The organism is Paenibacillus sp. MMS20-IR301 (assembly GCF_032302195.1).
In the GTDB taxonomy this organism is placed as follows: domain Bacteria; phylum Bacillota; class Bacilli; order Paenibacillales; family Paenibacillaceae; genus Paenibacillus_AQ.
This window is the reverse complement of the sequence record NZ_CP135275.1, coordinates 5,580,592-5,598,072: the sequence shown is the minus strand read 5'-3', so window position 1 is coordinate 5,598,072 and position 17,481 is coordinate 5,580,592. Positions and strand designations below refer to the sequence as shown.

General features: G+C 51.5%; 10 protein-coding genes. 6 read left to right on the top strand and 4 right to left on the bottom strand.

Annotated features, from left to right (window positions below; all coding sequences use genetic code 11):
* Nucleotides 1–97: 97 nt before the first annotated feature.
* Nucleotides 98–2,434 carry a glycoside hydrolase family 94 protein gene (locus LOS79_RS23800; protein ID WP_315412849.1) on the bottom strand — a complete coding sequence of 779 codons (2,337 nt, stop codon included), beginning with the start codon at nucleotides 2,432–2,434 and terminating at the stop codon, nucleotides 98–100.
* 291 nt (nucleotides 2,435–2,725) lie between these two features.
* Between LOS79_RS23800 and LOS79_RS23795 the strand changes: the two genes are divergently transcribed.
* The 3 genes from LOS79_RS23795 (at nucleotide 2,726) to LOS79_RS23785 (ending at nucleotide 7,151) form a co-directional block, all read left to right on the top strand.
* Nucleotides 2,726–3,670, top strand: a complete 945-nt coding sequence (locus LOS79_RS23795) for a GNAT family N-acetyltransferase (protein ID WP_315412847.1) — start codon at nucleotides 2,726–2,728, stop codon at nucleotides 3,668–3,670.
* Between the two features lie 116 nt (nucleotides 3,671–3,786).
* Nucleotides 3,787–4,509, top strand: a complete 723-nt coding sequence (locus tag LOS79_RS23790; RefSeq protein ID WP_315412845.1) for a GntR family transcriptional regulator — start codon at nucleotides 3,787–3,789, stop codon at nucleotides 4,507–4,509.
* A 257-nt stretch (nucleotides 4,510–4,766) separates the two neighbouring features.
* On the top strand, nucleotides 4,767–7,151 hold the full coding sequence (locus LOS79_RS23785; RefSeq protein ID WP_315412843.1) for a phosphoketolase family protein: 2,385 nt from the start codon (nucleotides 4,767–4,769) through the stop codon (nucleotides 7,149–7,151).
* A gap of 52 nt (nucleotides 7,152–7,203) precedes the next feature.
* Here LOS79_RS23785 and LOS79_RS23780 read toward each other — a convergent pair whose 3' ends face one another.
* Both LOS79_RS23780 and LOS79_RS23775 read right to left on the bottom strand, forming a co-directional pair.
* Nucleotides 7,204–8,097, bottom strand: coding sequence for a TIGR03915 family putative DNA repair protein (locus LOS79_RS23780; protein WP_315412842.1), 894 nt, complete (start codon nucleotides 8,095–8,097; stop codon nucleotides 7,204–7,206).
* Nucleotides 8,097–9,458, bottom strand: a complete 1,362-nt coding sequence (locus LOS79_RS23775; protein ID WP_315412841.1) for a putative DNA modification/repair radical SAM protein — start codon at nucleotides 9,456–9,458, stop codon at nucleotides 8,097–8,099. The genes LOS79_RS23780 and LOS79_RS23775 overlap by 1 nt, the downstream gene beginning before the upstream one ends.
* 399 nt (nucleotides 9,459–9,857) lie before the next feature.
* On the opposite strand from LOS79_RS23775, the gene LOS79_RS23770 reads away from it, so the two are divergent.
* The 3 genes from LOS79_RS23770 (at nucleotide 9,858) to LOS79_RS23760 (ending at nucleotide 16,972) form a co-directional block, all read left to right on the top strand.
* The gene (locus LOS79_RS23770) at nucleotides 9,858–13,568 is read left to right on the top strand and encodes an S-layer homology domain-containing protein (RefSeq protein WP_315412839.1); all 3,711 of its coding nucleotides are present in this window, start codon (nucleotides 9,858–9,860) and stop codon (nucleotides 13,566–13,568) included.
* A gap of 159 nt (nucleotides 13,569–13,727) precedes the next feature.
* Entirely contained in the window at nucleotides 13,728–13,919 is a 192-nt protein-coding gene (locus LOS79_RS23765; RefSeq protein ID WP_315412838.1) for a hypothetical protein, read from the top strand.
* 266 nt (nucleotides 13,920–14,185) lie between these two features.
* Nucleotides 14,186–16,972: a glycoside hydrolase family 3 C-terminal domain-containing protein gene (locus LOS79_RS23760; RefSeq protein WP_315412837.1), complete on the top strand. Its 2,787-nt coding sequence runs from the start codon at nucleotides 14,186–14,188 to the stop codon at nucleotides 16,970–16,972.
* Nucleotides 16,973–17,054: 82 nt separating this feature from the next.
* Here LOS79_RS23760 and LOS79_RS23755 read toward each other — a convergent pair whose 3' ends face one another.
* Nucleotides 17,055–17,420: an LSm family protein gene (locus LOS79_RS23755; protein WP_315412835.1), complete on the bottom strand. Its 366-nt coding sequence runs from the start codon at nucleotides 17,418–17,420 to the stop codon at nucleotides 17,055–17,057.
* Nucleotides 17,421–17,481 lie beyond the last annotated feature (61 nt).

Sequence of the window (17,481 nt, the reverse complement as noted above, 5' to 3'; positions counted from 1 at the left end):
GATTTTTCGCAGAATAACGGATTCTCAGTCCGCTTCACGTGCAGTTTCATATAAATAGGGCGGACCGCCAGGGTCCGCCCTATTTAATATTACAAGCCTAGCCCATAACGACGAGCACTTCGTTCTCCTCCGTCATTGCGGACACCGGAATCAGGTCGCCCTGGATTTCTTCACCGTTAATAACGATACGGGACACGCCTTTCTCCACACCGTTCTTGTTCTCCACCCGGATGTTCAGCTTCTTCCCGCGGAATTCCCGCACCATGGAGAAGTCTGTCCAGTCCGAAGGAACGCATGGATTCAGGCGGAGGCCATCCTTCTGCGGCTGAACCCCCATGATGCCCTCTACCAGGGAGACCATCACGGTTGAGGCGGTACCGGTGAGCCAGTGCACATGGGCCCGGCCCTGATACGGGCTGTCCTTAGACTCAACGAACTGCCCGTGCACGTAAGGCTCCAGCTTACGGACCTCAGCCTTGTCGTTCATGCTGGCCGGACTGCAGTTCAGGAAATACTCGAAGGCGCGTCCGCCGTTGCCGATCATCGTCTCGGCCAGAATGAGCCATCCCTGCGGCTGGCTGAAGATTCCGCCGTTCTCCTTGGTTGAGGCGTTGAACAGGGCCATAAGCGCTACAGGCAATCCGTATTTGCGGAACGGCGGATAGAAAATCATCGTGCCGTAATCGGTCCGCAGATTCTCGTATACCTTATCCATCGAGAGCTTCGCCTGCTCCGGTGAGGCAGCGCCGCTTAACACAGCCCAGCTCTGCGGATTCAGCCAAATCTTGCCTTCATCGTTCTCCCAGGAGCCGATCGTGTAGTTGTCTTCAGTGAATCCGCGGACGAACTGATCCTTCTCCCAGGCATACTTCTGAATATTGCCGTCCAGCTCATCGAGCAGGCCCTGTGCCCATTCTACATCCGCTGGCTTGTTCTTATTCCGGGCAATCTCCATAAATACCTTGAAGCCCATGTACAGCTGGAAGGCGACAAACAGCGATTCGCCTTTGGCGCCAAGGCGCAGACAGTCGTTCCAGTCGGCATGCAGCCCGACCGGCATACCGTGTGCACCCATGCGGTCCAGGCTGAACTGCAGAGCCTGGCGCAGATGGCCGTATACTGTGTCTTCACCTTTATCGGAATATGGCACCATTTCATCTGTGAAATCCCAGTTACCGCTTTCATTTAAGTATTTAATAACCGTCGGGAACAGCCAAAGGGCGTCATCGGCACGGTAATGCGGATGACCGGTTTCCCGTACATATTCAGGATCGTCAGGTGTACCTTCATGCCCCGGATTGTGGTCGAATTTCACGAGTGGCAGACCGCCCCCATTAGAGACCTGTGCTGATATCATTAATCTCAGACGTTCAAGGGCCATCTCATGATCCAGGTGGATAATGCCTTGAATATCCTGCACTGTATCCCGGTAACCGAGGCCGTTGCGCAGACCGGAGTACTGGAAGGAGGCGGCACGGGACCAGATGAAGGTAATGAAGCACTGATATGCATTCCAGGTGTTGATCATATTGTTGAGATTGTTGCTTGGGGTCTGGACCTGGAAGCGGTTAAGCTTGCTGTGCCAGAACTCCTTCAATTCAGCGAGCTCCTGTTCAACAACGGACAGATCCTTGTAGTGTTTAAGAATTTCGGATGCACCCTGTTCATCATATTGACCCAATAGGAAGGCGACTTCCTTCTCTTCACCCGGCTGCAGCTCTACATTGATCTGCAGGGCGCCGCAGGCGTTAGTATTATAGTTCAGCGAATTCGAACACTGGCCGTTCTCTACTGAGGCCGGATTTCCGTAGCTGCGGTAGTCACCAAGGAACGTATCCCGGTCACCGTCATAACCGGCAACCTCTGCGCCGGCCGCGCCGAAGAATCTCCAGCTTTGCTCTTCGGTAATATTTTCATTGATGACTTGAAGAATCTTATTATTCTTGTAGTAAGTCCGCGAGATGAACAGGGTGTACTGAAGGTTGACGGTATCCTGCTCATAGTTATTATCGTTGGTCAATTCGGCAAACCCGAAGAGCGCCAGCTTCCGCGGCTGAGTACCGTCGTTGCGGACCTTCATCCGCCATACCTCGTAGGTTTTGTTCAGCGGTACATAATATAAAGACTCTGTATGAATGTTATCGTAGTCCGCAACAATGTTCGTGTATCCGGTTCCATGATGGCATACCGATTGGTACTTCTCCAGATCTTTGCCTACAGGCTGCCAGGAGCCGGACCAGTAATCTCCGTTCTCTAAGTCCCTCACATAGATGTAGCGTCCCGGCTCGTCGTTGGAATTGAAGTGGTAGCGGAGATGCCGTCCGTTGGCCCCGGACTTCACAAAGCTGTAGCCTCCGGCATTTCCTGAGATAATCGCACCATATTCCGGTGAGCCCAGGTAGTTGGCCCAGGGGGCGGGTGTATTCGGTTTCATAATTAGGTACTCTTTGTTCTTTTCGTCAAAATGACCGTACTGCATAACCATTCCTCCTGTAAAGTGGATGATAGGCAGGGTTATAAACGCGCGTTCACAAACGGCTAAAGATTCCCGCCCCATTCTATTATAAGACAGCTCTAGCCCACCTAGAAACCCTAATTTTTAGTGTGAAAATCAAACAATATAATACTTTTTATAGTTGTTTGTTATATATGAACGGGTAAACCGCATTGTTATGATTAAGGAGACCGATGATTTGGAAGTGAAATGCAGAAGGAGGAATGAACAATGCTATTGAGCGATTGGTCAGAAGATACGATGAGTTACAGTTTATCTGGGGATTGGTCGATTCGCAGAGCGGAGCCGGAGACATGGGGAGTGTACTGTTCGGTTTATTATAATATGCCGTATTCCGGATTTTTCAGGGAAGCCGGATTCGCAGACCCGCGCAGGAATGCGTTCTGGATTTACAGCGGGGAGCGTAAGATCGGCGGAGTACGGATGGCGCCGGGAGTGATCTATCATCTATTTGCGATTCCTCCATTCAGCGACTCCTTCGGGATATTGCAGCAGCTGAAGAAGCTGCTGATCCATTGGACCGACCGGAAGGAGCTGATCCGAACCTATGAAGTACTTCCCGATCAGGTATCCATATACTCGCGGGCAGGCTTCTGGCCGGATGAGTTCAGATGCCGCTGGATGCAGCGGCCGACCGAAGTTTTCACCGTGAACTGGGAAGATGATCTGCGGATTGAGAGCCCACGGGTGCAGATGGATGAGTCAGGAGGCAAACGGTTTGTAAGAGAAGCACAGATTGCGGAATGTGATTTCGGCAGCTTTAGCGGCGGATTCGAAGCAGTCAGGCGGAAAAAGTCTGCATTAGAGGATTTTATCCCGGGTGAAGATCCCAATTATTCAAATGAAAGTTTGACCCGGGCTTCTACGCTGGTGTTCGATCAAGAGACAGGCAAACTGATTGCCAACTGCCGGCTGTGTCTGCAGGATGAGGCAGCCGCAGTGTATAGTATCGGTGTGCTTCCGGACTACCGGGGCAGAGGGCTGGCTACGCGTATGCTGCAGCGGGCACTGACGATTTTACATGGCCAATATCCGCTGCTCAGATTGTATGTCATGGAAGGTAATGATGCGGAAGCTGTGTATTATAATTTGGGATTTATGCCTGGCGTGCAGGAGGTACAGAGTATGTATATTCCCGCGAGGGAAATGTCTTGAAGTTCCAAAAGAACCTACAAACCCGCAAGGATCGCGGCGCTGAAGGTTCTTTTAATCATTTTATTATGATATATTAAAGATTGAAGTTTATTGTTCTCTGGGCGAAGGAGTACCACATGACACAGTTCGTATACAAGCAAATCATTGATGACCTTAAGATGAAAATCTTTGCGGGGAAGTTTGCTGACATGAGATTGCCGGATGAGCGCAGCCTCAGTGAGGCCTATCAGGTTAGCCGCAGTACCATTAAGCGGGCGCTGACTAAGATGGAGAGTCATGGAATTGTGTTCAAGAAGCGCGGTTCCGGAACATTTATCAATCCGCTGTATATAAAAAATGATTCGATCTTCAGTTACGAAGGCTCTAATCTGGGGGTCTCCGACAACTTTCAGATGCACGGCAAGAAGCCTGCTATTAAGGTGCTCGAGTTCGAGGTGATCCGGCCTACGGAAGAGCTTCAGCGGGATTTATTCCTGCAGCCGCATGATTTTGTGTATAAGATCGTCCGCCTGCGTTTGTTCGATGATGAACCCTTCATGATTGAAACCGGTTACATTCCAATTAAAATCGTACAGAATCTCGACACGGCGATTATCGAAGGCTCGATCTTTCATTACCTGGAGGAGTCGCGCAATCTGGCGGTAACCAAGTCATTTTTGTCTGTATTTGCGGAGCCTTCGCAAAGCGGTGATCACGAGCTGCTGCATTTGCAGGAGAATGAGCCTGTCGGCATTATGGAAGGGATCTTCTTCCTGGATAACGGCACGCCGTTTGAATTCTCGCATATGCGGTTCCACTACAAATACATGAAGTTCAATACCTTCGTATCGGTTCATTAACCGGTCATCGAAATAAATAGCAGAATAACGAAAAGCCGGGGGATCTGCTCCGGTCTTTTTGTCGTACATGTACAGGTTTATCAAATTTATTGGGTTTTGACAATGCATTTCCGCTGTATTTCATACTTTGTTCAAAAATTCACAATATTGGACCGTATCAATTGTTAAAATGATTGAATTTCTGAAAAGCAGATGTATGATGTAATTGTAGAAATGATACATTCAAAAAACATAGACAAAGATTAGGAGTGGAAGAAATGGGATTATCAATCGCGCAGGTGGATTATTCTTCTAAAACTTATTTGGCAAAGCTTGACGCTTACTGGCGTGCAACCAACTATATCTCCGTGGGTCAGCTGTATTTGAAGGGTAACCCGTTGTTAAGAGAACCTTTGAAGGATGCAGATGTAAAAGTGAAGCCGATCGGACACTGGGGCACGATTCCAGGGCAGAACTTTATCTATGCGCATCTCAACCGCGTAATTACTAAATATGACTTGGATATGTTCTATATCGAAGGACCGGGCCATGGCGGTCAGGTTATGGTGTCGAACTCTTACCTGGACGGAAGCTATACCGAAATCTATCCGGAAATCACCCAAGACATCCCCGGCCTCAAAAAATTATTCAAGCAGTTCTCCTTCCCAGGCGGTGTAGCCTCCCATGCTGCTCCTGAAACTCCGGGATCGATTCATGAAGGCGGCGAGCTGGGCTACTCTCTGTCGCACAGTGTGGGAGCAGTTCTGGATAACCCGAACCTGATCTCGGCAGTTGTTGTAGGTGACGGTGAAGCCGAAACAGGCCCGCTGGCAGCTTCCTGGTTCTCGAACCGGTTCATTAACCCGATTACAGATGGCGCGGTGCTGCCGATTCTGCATCTGAACGGCTTCAAAATCAGCAACCCAACCATTCTGTCCCGGATGTCGCGGGAAGAGCTGACGGCTTATTTTGCAGGAAACGGCTGGGAAGCGTTCTTCGTGGAAGGTGAGAACCCTGATCTGATGCACCCGGAAATGGCGAAGGTTCTGGACACAATTGTTGAGAGAATTGCAGCGATCCAGAAGAATGCCCGTGACAATAATGATACTACACGTCCTGCCTGGCCGATGCTCGTCTTCCGTACTCCTAAAGGCTGGACCGGTCCGAAGGCATGGGACGGCGTTCCGAATGAAGGCTCCTTCCGTGCCCATCAGGTGCCGATTCCGGTAGACCAGAAGAACATGAAGCACGCACCAGCTCTGCTGGAGTGGCTGAACAGCTACAGACCTGAAGAGCTGTTCGATGAGAATGGCCGGCTGAACGCTGACCTTGCTGAAATCCTGCCTACAGGTGACAGACGTATGGGGATGAATCCTGTAACGAACGCCGGTAACCTGATTAAGGATCTCCATAAGCCGAACTTCCGTAACTACGCGCTGGATAATTCCGTACCGGGTCAAGTAATTGCGCAGGATATGGCTGTTCTCGGCAAATACCTGAAAGAGGTTGTTACCCTTAACGAAGAGAACCGTAACTTCCGCATCTTCGGACCGGATGAAACGATGTCGAACCGTCTGGGACCTGTGTTTGAAGTGACCAAACGTCAATGGATGGACTCCATCCAGGAGCCGCAGGATGAATTCCTCGCTCCTTATGGCCGCGTAATTGATTCCCAGCTGTCCGAGCATCAGGCGGAAGGGATTCTGGAAGGTTATGTATTGACCGGCCGCCATGGGTTCTTTGCCAGCTATGAAGCTTTCCTGCGTGTTGTGGATTCCATGATTACCCAGCACTTCAAATGGCTGCGCAAGGCTACGGATCAGACTTGGCGTGCAGATATTCCTTCATTAAATGTTATTGCTACATCGACCGTGTTCCAGCAGGACCATAACGGTTATACTCACCAGGATCCGGGTCTGCTCGGTCACCTGGCGGATAAGAAACCGGAATTCATCCGTGAGTATCTGCCATCGGATGCCAACTCCTTACTGGCTGTCTTCGACACTATTCTGAATGACCGTCAGAAGATCAACCTGATTGTATCGTCCAAACACCCGCGTCCGCAGTGGTTCTCGGCAGATGAAGCCCAGGAGCTGGTAGACAAAGGACTTAAGATCATTGACTGGGCAAGCACCGATAAAGGCGGGGAGCCGGATGTAGTTATTGCTTCCTCGGGTACAGAACCAACGATGGAGAGCCTTGCAGCAATCTCGATCCTGCATGAGAAGCTGCCTGAGCTGAAAATCCGCTACATCAACGTGGTAGATCTGCTGAAGCTGAGAAGCCAGAAGCTCGATCCGCGCGGCTTGTCTGACGAAGAGTTTGATCAATTTTTCACAAAAGACAAACCGGTTATCTTTGCCTTCCACGGCTATGAAGGCCTGATCAAGGATCTGTTCTTCGACCGCCACAACCATAACCTGCATGTACACGGCTACCGTGAGAATGGCGATATCACTACACCATTTGATATGCGTGTACTGAACCAGATGGACCGCTTCGACCTTGCGAAGGAGGCTGTTCTGAGCTTGCCGGATGCCGGGAAGCACCAGGCTATCGCCGATGAAATGGATGCCATCGTGCAGAAGCATCACCGGTTCATCCGTGAGGAGGGTATTGATCTTCCAGAGGTTGAGAACTGGGTATGGAAGGCTTTGAACTAATTTATATTTAAAAGCTTGTGTAAAGGGAGCACCCCGGATGTCATTAATATGACTATGGGGTGCTCCCTTTGTGCTGTGACATCTCATCCTTCCCTGTTACAGGCAGGGAGGCTGGCAGCGAAGGAATAAAGCCCGGAGCTTCCTGCTGCAGCGCAGGCTTCCGCTGTGCGGTGGAGGCCGGGAGCGCGGCCAGGCCTCCTCCGCTCATCTCCGTCATATGTTTCCAGTAGCGCTTCGGCATCATTGAGGAACGCAGCCGGTCGTTGCGGCGCTCCTTGATTCCGATTGCATGATAGAAGCCGGTCCAGAGCCTGCGGTAGGCTTCTTCCGCTTCGTCCGGCGCGGGTGCTGTCCAGCCGCTTAGAGGAATAATGGCTTCCCGTCCGGGTTCATGAATCAGTGCCATCCCATGAGTACGGTCATAGATCATGAAGCTCTCCCCCTGGAACCGGTCGCAGAAATGGTCCTGAATGACCGGCAGCACGTAGCCCTGCGGCTCAATGACTGCAGCCATAACTGGCCCGTATACGGAGAAACGGACGAACCCCAGATACAGATGGCCTTCCCGCCGGAGCTGCTGAACAGCCTTCGTTAACGCATGTACCGTGTCATCAGCCAGCATATTCATCACCTTAGGGCCATGCGTGAAACCGAGATACAGGAAATGAAGCAGCAGCATCTCCTTATCAGGAGTATTGCTCCAGAATCCAAGACGTACCAGCTCTTCTGCCTCAGGGCTGATGCGGAGCGGAATGGACTTAAGGACTCTGTCCGCTTTGTCTTGATCGGTATCAATCCACTTTGCCTCCAGCAGCAGTCCCTGGCCTTCACCCTCTGAATGGACAGCTAAAGGAGTCTCCTTCCATAAATAACTCTCAAACACACAGCACAGCAGCCCCTCGAAGCTGCCGTCATAGGTATAGGCCAGTGCCGACGGCTTGAACATCAGGCCTCCGCCCCTTCCTTGAGCTCAAACCCGGAGAGGCCCCCTGTTCCCGCAACACCGGTTGCAGCTGTGGCAGTTGTTGCGGGTGCTGAGGGCAGAGCTGCTAAGTACTGGTCGTCGAACAGAGTCATCTGCTCATATTGCTGCGGCAGGAATGGGGCCAGCTGCTGGCCGGACATCAGTGAACGAAGCAGGGTATGCTCGCTGACCCTCAGCCCTTCCAGGGGCTTGCCCTTGCAGATAATGAAGAACTGTGCGCGCTTGAGCACGACACCGAGCTTCTTGAGTGCATGGAAATCCAGTGCCCCCGCCCGGCGGGCCTTAATGATCCGCTGTGCGCTGCGCACGCCGATCCCCGGCACGCGCAGCAGCATTTCGTACGGTGCGCGGTTAATCTCTACCGGGAACTGTTCCCGGTGGTTAATGGCCCAGCTGCATTTCGGGTCGAGCAGGGGATTGAAGTTAGGCACCGCTTCATCTAACAGCTCGCTGGCCTGAAAGCCGTAGAACCGCAGCAGCCAATCGGCCTGATAGAGCCGGTGCTCCCGGAGCAGCGGCGGCTTGGTATCGAGGGAAGGCAGCAGTGAATCCTCAATTACAGGTGTATAGGCGGAGAAGAATACCCGCTTGAGGCTGTATTTCTTGTACAAGCCCTCCGTCAGATTGAGAATCTGATAATCCGTATCCGGCGAAGCCCCCACAATCATCTGTGTGCTCTGGCCGGCGGGGGCGAAGCGGGGGGCGTGATTATATTTAACGATATCCGAGCGGTTCTCGGTAATCCGGTTCTTAATCAGCCCCATCGGCTTTAGAATGGAGACCTTACTCTTATCGGGAGCGAGCACGCCCAGACTGGCCTGTGAAGGCAGCTCGATATTGACGCTCATGCGGTCAGCCAACAGGCCCAGTCTGGACAGCAGGGCATCGTCGGCACCGGGAATCGCTTTTACATGAATATAGCCGTTGAAATGATACACATTCCGCAGCAGCTCCAGCGCTGCTATTAATTGCTCGGTTGTATAATCCGGATTGCGCATAATCCCGGAGCTGAGGAATAGTCCTTCTATATAATTACGGCGGTAGAACTGCATGGTGAGGTCAGCGATCTCTTCCGGGGTAAAAGCCGCCCGGCGGGCAGGGTTAGACTTGCGGTTGATGCAATAGGCACAGTCATATACACAGGCGTTAGTCATGAGCACCTTCAGCAGCGAAATACAGCGTCCGTCCGCGGCGAAGCTGTGGCAGATGCCCATAGCGGTTGTATTGCCGAGGCTTCCGGCTTGGCCTTTACGGTCTGAGCCGCTTGAAGTGCAGGCTACATCATATTTGGCTGAGGCGGTCAGAATCTCAAGTTTCTCCATAACATCCACGGTCATAATCCCCCTTAGTATGATGAAATTATATACCGAACATACGTTCTTGTCAAAAGAATGAAATTATGCTGTATCTATAAGAAAGGCTCAGTTTAAAGCAATTATATATTCTCTTCAAATATGCAATTATCTATTTATCAATAAGCGTATAAATATATGAAAATTATGTGAAATATTCATTGAATCCTTTATTGAAATAAAGTAGACTAGCAATAGGTTGCCACATGATGGCAATAGTAGTTTCACTGCACATGAAGGATATTACAAGACTTCAACAGATATTTTGTGAAGCGCTTTAATTGTCTCTAGTCTTAAGTGAGCTAACACCACTATCTTGGAGGTTGGTACAGCATGAGGAAGCTTAGTAAAAAGGCATTAAGTCTTACGATGACAATCCTTCTAGTCTTGTCTTACGGTTTAAATCTTGGAGCAGGTCAGGCCAGTGCAGCCTCTATCGGCGCGGTTACAACCCTGCTGGCATCTGATATTACGGGTTCAACAGCCCGGCTGGACGGGAACATAATTATTAATAGTAATGTGTACAGCTCCAGCAATCATCAGATCTATTATTGGAAGCATGCAGATGGTGTGACAGAACGCCCGTTTGATGCACTGTCAGTCTCTCTGACTGAAATTGACTCCCCTGCAGTAGGATATTTCGGCGGTAAGATCAGCGGTCTCGACCCGCTTACACAATACGATTATCAGGCTGCTGTCCGGGTTACGGATTCAGAAAGCTACGATTCAACCCTATACGGCAGCATTGAGAGCTTCACAACACTGGAAGCAAAGAGAACGATTGCTGAAATCAAGCAGCCGGAACTCCATGTTCCCAATATGACAAACAAAGAAGATCTGGTGCTTCCTCAGACAGTTGAGATTACACTGGATGACAATACGACCAGAACGGTTCCGGTGTCCTGGGATATGAGTGATTATGACACGGACAGCTGGATCGACGGCTGGGTGTTTAAAGAATCAGGCGGCTACCGCTCATTCCCGGGGACCTGGACGCTGCCTGAGGATGTAGGTTACGGCCCGAATTACTATGATGAACCGCGTCTGGAAGTATTCGTAGACTATCCTAATCTTACTGTCGTTCCAGCTGCCAAGAACATCACGGCACCGGAAGGAACCAGCCTGGCTGAAGTACAAGGCCTGCTGGAGAACAGACTCCAGATGTCCTTCGACAACGGCAAGCAGACGGAAGTTCCGGTTACCTGGGATGAAGGTACACCTGCCTTTACTGGCGAGCCGGGAACTTATACGTTCACAGGCACACCGGGCTGCCTGTATCAAAGCTTCGCAAGACAGGGCGGCATCGGAATTATGGGCGGGGGCGGCGACTGCGGGTACTACAATAATGGTGATCCCGGTAACGGCATCAAGCCGCTGACGGCTACAGCGCAGGTAACCATTACTGAATATGCATGGCAGCTTGTAGGACCTGCCGGGTTTACCGGGGCGGCTAAGGGGCTTTCCTTCGCCTATGACGCCGATGGTGCTGCTTATGTAGCGTTTGCCGATGCGGAGTATAATCATGCAATTTCAGTAATGAAATTTAACGGAACTTCATGGGAATATGTAGGCGCTCCCGGCTTCTCGGGTAATGCTGCCGGCAACACCTCGCTGAAATTCAATACAGATGAGGATGGCGTACTCTATGCCGCTTATACGGAGGCCGGTACCAACCGGATTATTGTATCTGTATTTAATGGAACAGAATGGGCAGAAGTAGGAGTCACGGATGCAGTTGCTTCCTCGGCGGACCTGTTCTCGTTTAATATCGTGGACGGGCGGCCGACAATAGCTTTTGCAGATCAGGCAGAATCGGGCTCTTTGACATTGAAAGTCTACTATAAAGACAATTGGGAAACATGGGGGCCGGCTGGCTTCTCCCAGGGGGCTGTTCAATCCGTATCTTTATCGCCTAGCTATTATAGTGCTTATACAATCAGCTATATGCAGAACGGGGAGCTGAATACGGCATACCTGGATGTATATGCGGAGGAATGGAGGCAATACAAGCAAGCGGGTACGCCTGTTGAATTGCTCTCCCAGGCAACCAATAAGTATGGCAGCAGCATTGTTATATATCAGGATGCTGCAGGCATTCAGATGAAAGAGTTCATGTACGGTGAATGGTTCAATTATGAACCTGCAGCCAGCACGATTACCAGCAGCCCGGCAGAATTGCTGGATTTGGCTTTTGACACGAATAACAATGCATATATTGCTTACACAGACAGCTCGGATACTTCCAAGGTAACCGTTAAGAAATCCATGGCCGGCAGCTGGAAGACAGTCGGCACAGCCTCGTTCACTGCAGGCGGGGCCTCGGAGCTGAAGCTGCAAATTATTAAGGGACAGCCGCATGTAGCCATTGTGGACGATAATCAGCAGGGCAAAGTAACGGTTTTAAACTTCCGTTCCTTTGCACCGGCTGCGGTCCTGACAGCTTCGGCAACCCATATAACGACAACCTCAGCAACGGTCGGGGGCACAGTAACAGGTACATCTACGGTTACAGGAATTGTATACGGCACTACAGCAGATTTATCCGGAGAGACCTTCAATGTTGAAGCTCCGCAGATGGATGGCCGGTTCACGGTGGCCCTAAATGCTCTTAAGCCGGGCACGGTATATTATGTACGTGCTTATGCGGTTACACCTAAGGGGATTGTATACGGCGAGCCTTCTTCCTTTACCACGCTCGTTACTCCTGAGGACAATGAGGAGAATCCGGTGCCAACACCAACACCAACACCAACACCAACACCGGCGCCAACACCAGCACCAACGCCGGCTCCGGAAATTCCATCGGGTACGGTAACCATGCCGGGTACTGTTAAAGTTTTGATCACCAACACGTCCAAAGGCGGAACAGTAAACGCCCCGATTACACAGCAAATCGGTACCGGTCTGAAGCTGACAGGTAAGCTGTACAGCAGCAGCGGCCAAGCCGTCAACGTGCCTGAGTTCACTATTAATGCAGATGGCAGCTTTACCGCACCGAACGTGCCGCAGGGCACTTACCGGCTGGCCCTTAACGTAATTGCACCTAACGGTGAACGGCTGGCAGGACAGCAGGCTGTACTGACCGTAGGAGCAAATGGTGCAATCTCTATTGATGCAGAATTGATCGACCCTTATGGTGTGATTACAGATTCCGTTACAGGCAAGCCGGTGGAAGGTGTGAATGTCAGCCTGCACTGGTCGGATACCGAGCTCAACCGCTCCAAGGGCCGGGTGCCGGGAGCACTGGTAACTCTGCCGGAACTGCCGGATTTTGCCCCGAATAAGAATCATGATCCGCAGAGCAGCAATGCTGACGGCCAGTATGGATGGATGGTCTATCCGGATGGGGACTACTACATTCTGGGTGACAAAGACGGGTATCTCGCCTTCGACAGCCGCAAGGATACAGCAGAGGCTACCTTCGGCACTGACAGTTATATCCGCGGCGGCAATATCCATGTCGGCCAGACTATCGTCGAGTACAGCTTCAAGGTTACACCTTTGTTGTCCGGTCAATATGAGCCTTATATGAAGGGTTATCCTGATGGCAGCTTCCAGCCGGGTAAAGGGGTAAGCCGTGCGGAAATGGCGGCTATTCTCAGCCGCACCATGCCACTTTCTAGCAACCCTGCAGGCGGCAGCACCGCCTTTTCCGATATTCCGTCAGGGTTCTGGGCAAGTGCTGATATTGCTACTGCAGTGCAGCAGGGATGGTTCGAGGGTACAGGAAATAACCGCTTCCAGCCGCAGCAGGCCATTACCCGCGCCGAGATGGCGCAGCTTCTCTCCAACGTCTACGGCTGGAGCAAGAGCGGCAGCGGGTCATCCGCTTTCAGTGACGTGAACGGCCACTGGGCACAGGAAGCGATTCAGAGCGCTGAAGCGCAGGGAGTGCTGAGCGGCTATTCAGACGGGACCTTCCGACCGAATCAGCCAATTACACGGGCTGAAGCAGTAACGCTGATCAACAAGCTGATCGCCCGTCCTGCCTACAACACCGCGCCGGTGTGGAGTGATGTTCCGGCCTCCTACTGGGCATACGGGGACATCATGGCAGCATCGGTAAGACACAGTAAATAAGCTCACTTTTACAGGAATGGACGGATCCAACCCGCAGGGCGGCAGATAGTTTGCTGCTCTGCGGGTTTTTATTGCCGCCTGAAATGTATGCGCATTCCTTCTTATGCTATAATAGAAACCAGTGATTCTTAGAATATTGAATTAGGAGTGAATACTGGAATGCGAGGATATAACATTTGGCGGCCAATTATGCTGATTGCGGTTGCATTGCTTACGAGAACACTGGTCTCAAGCATTTGTCTTATGTTCGGGATGTCGCAGGAGTCAGCAAGCAGCGTTGCCATGCTCGGTATGGTTATTGCTGCGCTTATAATGTACAACCGTATGATGAAGGGCCGGCGCCGCAAATAAATAACAATCCCTGGTGTATGCCGGGAGAATAACTGGATATGTCAAGACGATTGGAGACACCCGGTCAGGTGTCTTTTTGTTATTTGCAGTGCCTGCGTGGTTATTTTAGGATGCGGTACTTGTATATTAGGGCTAATGCTTTTATTCTTAGAAGGATATGCTGTACAGATTAAATTACAGGTTCAAGATAACATGAACCGGGTACCGGATATGTTGTTTATAGAACCGGCAAATACAATGGGAAATGACAAACAGGAGGAAACCAAGTGAGTGCACAGAATATTGGAGTACCTTTAGAGGGTTTTGCAGAGTTTAGCCGGACAGTTGCAGCAGAAGGTGCGGTATTGCTTAAAAATGAAGGCCAGGTGCTTCCGCTGGGGAACGGCGAGAGCGTTGCCATTTTCGGCAGAATTCAAGTGAACTACTACCGCAGCGGCACAGGCTCAGGTGGCAGCGTTCATGTGGCATATACAACCAATCTGCTGGACGGTCTGCGCAGCAAAAAGAATATTAGCGTCAATGAAGAGCTGGCAGCAGCATATGAGCAGTGGATTACCCTTAATCCGTTTGATGACGGAGGAAAAGTATGGGCGGCGGAGCCATGGAACCAGAAGGAAATGCCGCTTGCGGATGAACTGGTGGCAAGTGCAAGAAGACAGTCAGCCAAGGCAGTTGTGGTGATCGGGCGTACTGCCGGTGAGGATCAGGATAATGCCGATGCACCGGGAAGCTATCAGCTGACAGAAGACGAGAAGGCTATGCTGAAGCAGGTGACGGCACATTTCGAGCAGACTGTTGTAGTGCTTAACGTCTCAAACATTATAGATATGAGCTGGCTGGACGATGCGGGTTATGTGAATCCCATCTCGGCTGTAATCTATTCCTGGCATGGCGGTATGGAGGGCGGTAATGCGATTGCCGATGTGCTGGCCGGAGAAGTGACACCAAGCGGCAAGCTGACCGATACGATTGCCTATTCCATTCAGGATTATCCGTCGACAAGCAACTACGGGAATGAATTTAAGAACCTGTATGAAGAAGATATTTATGTGGGTTACCGTTATTTCGAGACCTTCTGTCCGGATAAGGTTCATTATGAATTCGGTTATGGCTTGTCCTACACCACGTTCAAGCTGGAGGCAGAGGAAGCGAAGCTGGTTAACCAGGCGGGCGAAACCCATATTCAAATAAACGTAAACGTAACAAATACAGGCAGCACTTACGCCGGTAAAGAAGTGGTGCAGGTCTATTATGAAGCGCCGCAAGGCCAGCTGGGCCAGCCGGCCAAGGCGCTTGCCGCATTCGTGAAGACAGGCCTGCTTCAGCCGGGTGAAGCGCAGCAGCTTACAGTGAGCTTCCCGCTCCATGCGCTGGCTTCTTATGATGATGCCGGAGTAACCGGACATCCCTCTGCCTACGTGCTGGAAGCCGGGACTTACCGCTTCTATGCAGGAACAAGTGTTAAAGCGGTGACGGAAGTACAGGTCGATGGACAAGCGGGTTATGTGCTGGACGAGCTGGTTGTTGTAGAGCAGCTGGAGGAAGCGATGGCGCCGACTGAAAGCTTCATGAGAATGAAGCCGGGTGTGCGGAAGGAAGACGGTTCTTATGAGCTGATCACTGAAGCAGTGCCGACACGCAAGGTTGACCTGGCTGAGCGGATCGCGCGCAATCTTCCGGAGACGCTGGTGCAGACCGGCAATCTGGGGCATACCCTGAGAGATGTTCATGAGGGCAAGGTCAGCATGAGCTCATTCATCGCCCAGCTCAGTGACCAGGATCTGGCGGCGATTGTCAGAGGCGAAGGCATGAGCAGTCCGCTGGTTACTCCGGGAACAGCTTCCGCGTTCGGGGGAGTCAGCGACAGCCTGTTCAATTACGGTATTCCTGTTGCAGCTACAGCAGATGGCCCTTCCGGAATCCGTATGGACAGCGGACAGAAGGCAACCCAGGTATCGATTGGAACCCTGCTTGCCGCTACCTGGAATGCAGAGCTGGTTGAAGAGCTGTACGTCATGGAGGGGCAGGAGCTGTTGCGGAACCAGGTGGATACGCTGCTCGGGCCGGGGCTGAATATCCGGCGCAGCCCGCTGAACGGGCGTAATTTCGAATATTTCTCCGAGGATCCGCTGGTTTCCGGAATCTTCGCTGCCGCATGCACACGCGGAATTATGAAGGGCGGCTCTAATGCCACATTGAAGCATTTCGCCTGCAATAATCAGGAGAAGCACCGCAGCAAGGTGGACGCGGTTGTCTCTGAGCGGGCGCTTCGCGAGATCTATCTGAAGGGCTTCGAGATTGCCGTGAAGCAAGGCGGTGCGAACTCGATCATGACTTCCTACAACCCGGTTAACGGCCACTGGGCAGCATCCAACTATGACCTGAATACTACACTTCTGCGCGGCGAGTGGGGCTTCACAGGCATTGTGATGACTGACTGGTGGGCAATTATGAACAATTCGGTGGAGGGAGGCCCGGCGGACCGCAAGAATACAAACTGGATGGTCCGCGCTCAGAATGATCTGTACATGGTAGTCAGTAACTACGGCGCAGAAGTCAACGCCTATGATGACAATACGCTGGAGTCGCTGGAGAACGGTACGCTGACCAGAGGAGAGCTGCAACGCTCTGCCATCAATATCTGCCGGTTCATTATGAATGCACCGGTATTCTCCAGAAAGCATGAGATTGTGGAGGCTGTCGACTCATTCAAGGCAGATCCGTCGCTTGCAGCAGCGGACGCGCAGGTACTGAGCCAGAATGCACAGGTTGTGCCTGCCCTATCCGGCGCTACGTATATCCAGGCTGATCAGGCCGGGCAGTACCGGATCATCGTCAGCATTATGTCGCCTGAGCCTGAGCTGGCGCAAAGCGCGTGCAACATGATTCTGAACGGACAACCGGTAACCACCATTCAGACGAACGGAACAGAAGGCAGATGGATCAGACAGAAGCTGGTGAAGGTGGAGCTTGAAGCCGGCCTGTATGAAATGAAGCTGGACTTCGTCAAACCGGGCTTGCAGATTGAGTGGATTGAGTTCAAACATGTGTAAATGCAATTAAAGACGGCTATGCAGCCCCGGGAGGGCGGCATAGCCGTTTTCTTTTTGAAAGAGCAGTATGAGCAGCATTCTTCTAGCCCATCAGACCTTTGAGCCCGCTCATGAAAGGCCGGATCGATTTGATCATATTGTAACCCATCTTCATGACAGGCATGGCCTTCTGCACCATTCCGAACATGCCCATAATTCTGCCGAATCCCATAGCCCCGCCTGCTCCGCCCATAAACGATCCGAGTAAAGGCATGAATGCGGAAACCTCTGCCTTTCGTCCCTTTGCAGCGGATCTCCGCCGTGTCGAACCGGCTCTGGAGAGGATAATAGCTTCCTTGTCCAGGCTGGTAATCCAGCCCACATAAGAACGCCCGTCATGCAAAGTGATGCATACCGGCCGGCCCTTCAGTTGCTCTGCCCGCTTGCGCAGCTTTGCTCTGTTTGCCATTCGTTAATCACCTCACAGTTCTTTTTACTCTATATTACTCAGAACATTCCAGGCGGCTTGT

What these genes read in the sequence shown, in the direction of transcription:
- LOS79_RS23800 (WP_315412849.1), bottom strand. Translation starts at nt 2,434, where the DNA reads ATGAAACCGAATACACCCGCCCCCTGGGCCAACTACCTGGGCTCACCG.
- LOS79_RS23795 (WP_315412847.1), top strand. Translation starts at nt 2,726, where the DNA reads ATGCTATTGAGCGATTGGTCAGAAGATACGATGAGTTACAGTTTATCT.
- LOS79_RS23765 (WP_315412838.1), top strand. Translation starts at nt 13,728, where the DNA reads ATGCGAGGATATAACATTTGGCGGCCAATTATGCTGATTGCGGTTGCA.
- LOS79_RS23770 (WP_315412839.1), top strand. Translation starts at nt 9,858, where the DNA reads ATGACAATCCTTCTAGTCTTGTCTTACGGTTTAAATCTTGGAGCAGGT.
- LOS79_RS23785 (WP_315412843.1), top strand. Translation starts at nt 4,767, where the DNA reads ATGGGATTATCAATCGCGCAGGTGGATTATTCTTCTAAAACTTATTTG.
- LOS79_RS23790 (WP_315412845.1), top strand. Translation starts at nt 3,787, where the DNA reads ATGACACAGTTCGTATACAAGCAAATCATTGATGACCTTAAGATGAAA.
- LOS79_RS23780 (WP_315412842.1), bottom strand. Translation starts at nt 8,097, where the DNA reads ATGTTCAAGCCGTCGGCACTGGCCTATACCTATGACGGCAGCTTCGAG.
- LOS79_RS23755 (WP_315412835.1), bottom strand. Translation starts at nt 17,420, where the DNA reads ATGGCAAACAGAGCAAAGCTGCGCAAGCGGGCAGAGCAACTGAAGGGC.
- LOS79_RS23775 (WP_315412841.1), bottom strand. Translation starts at nt 9,458, where the DNA reads ATGGAGAAACTTGAGATTCTGACCGCCTCAGCCAAATATGATGTAGCC.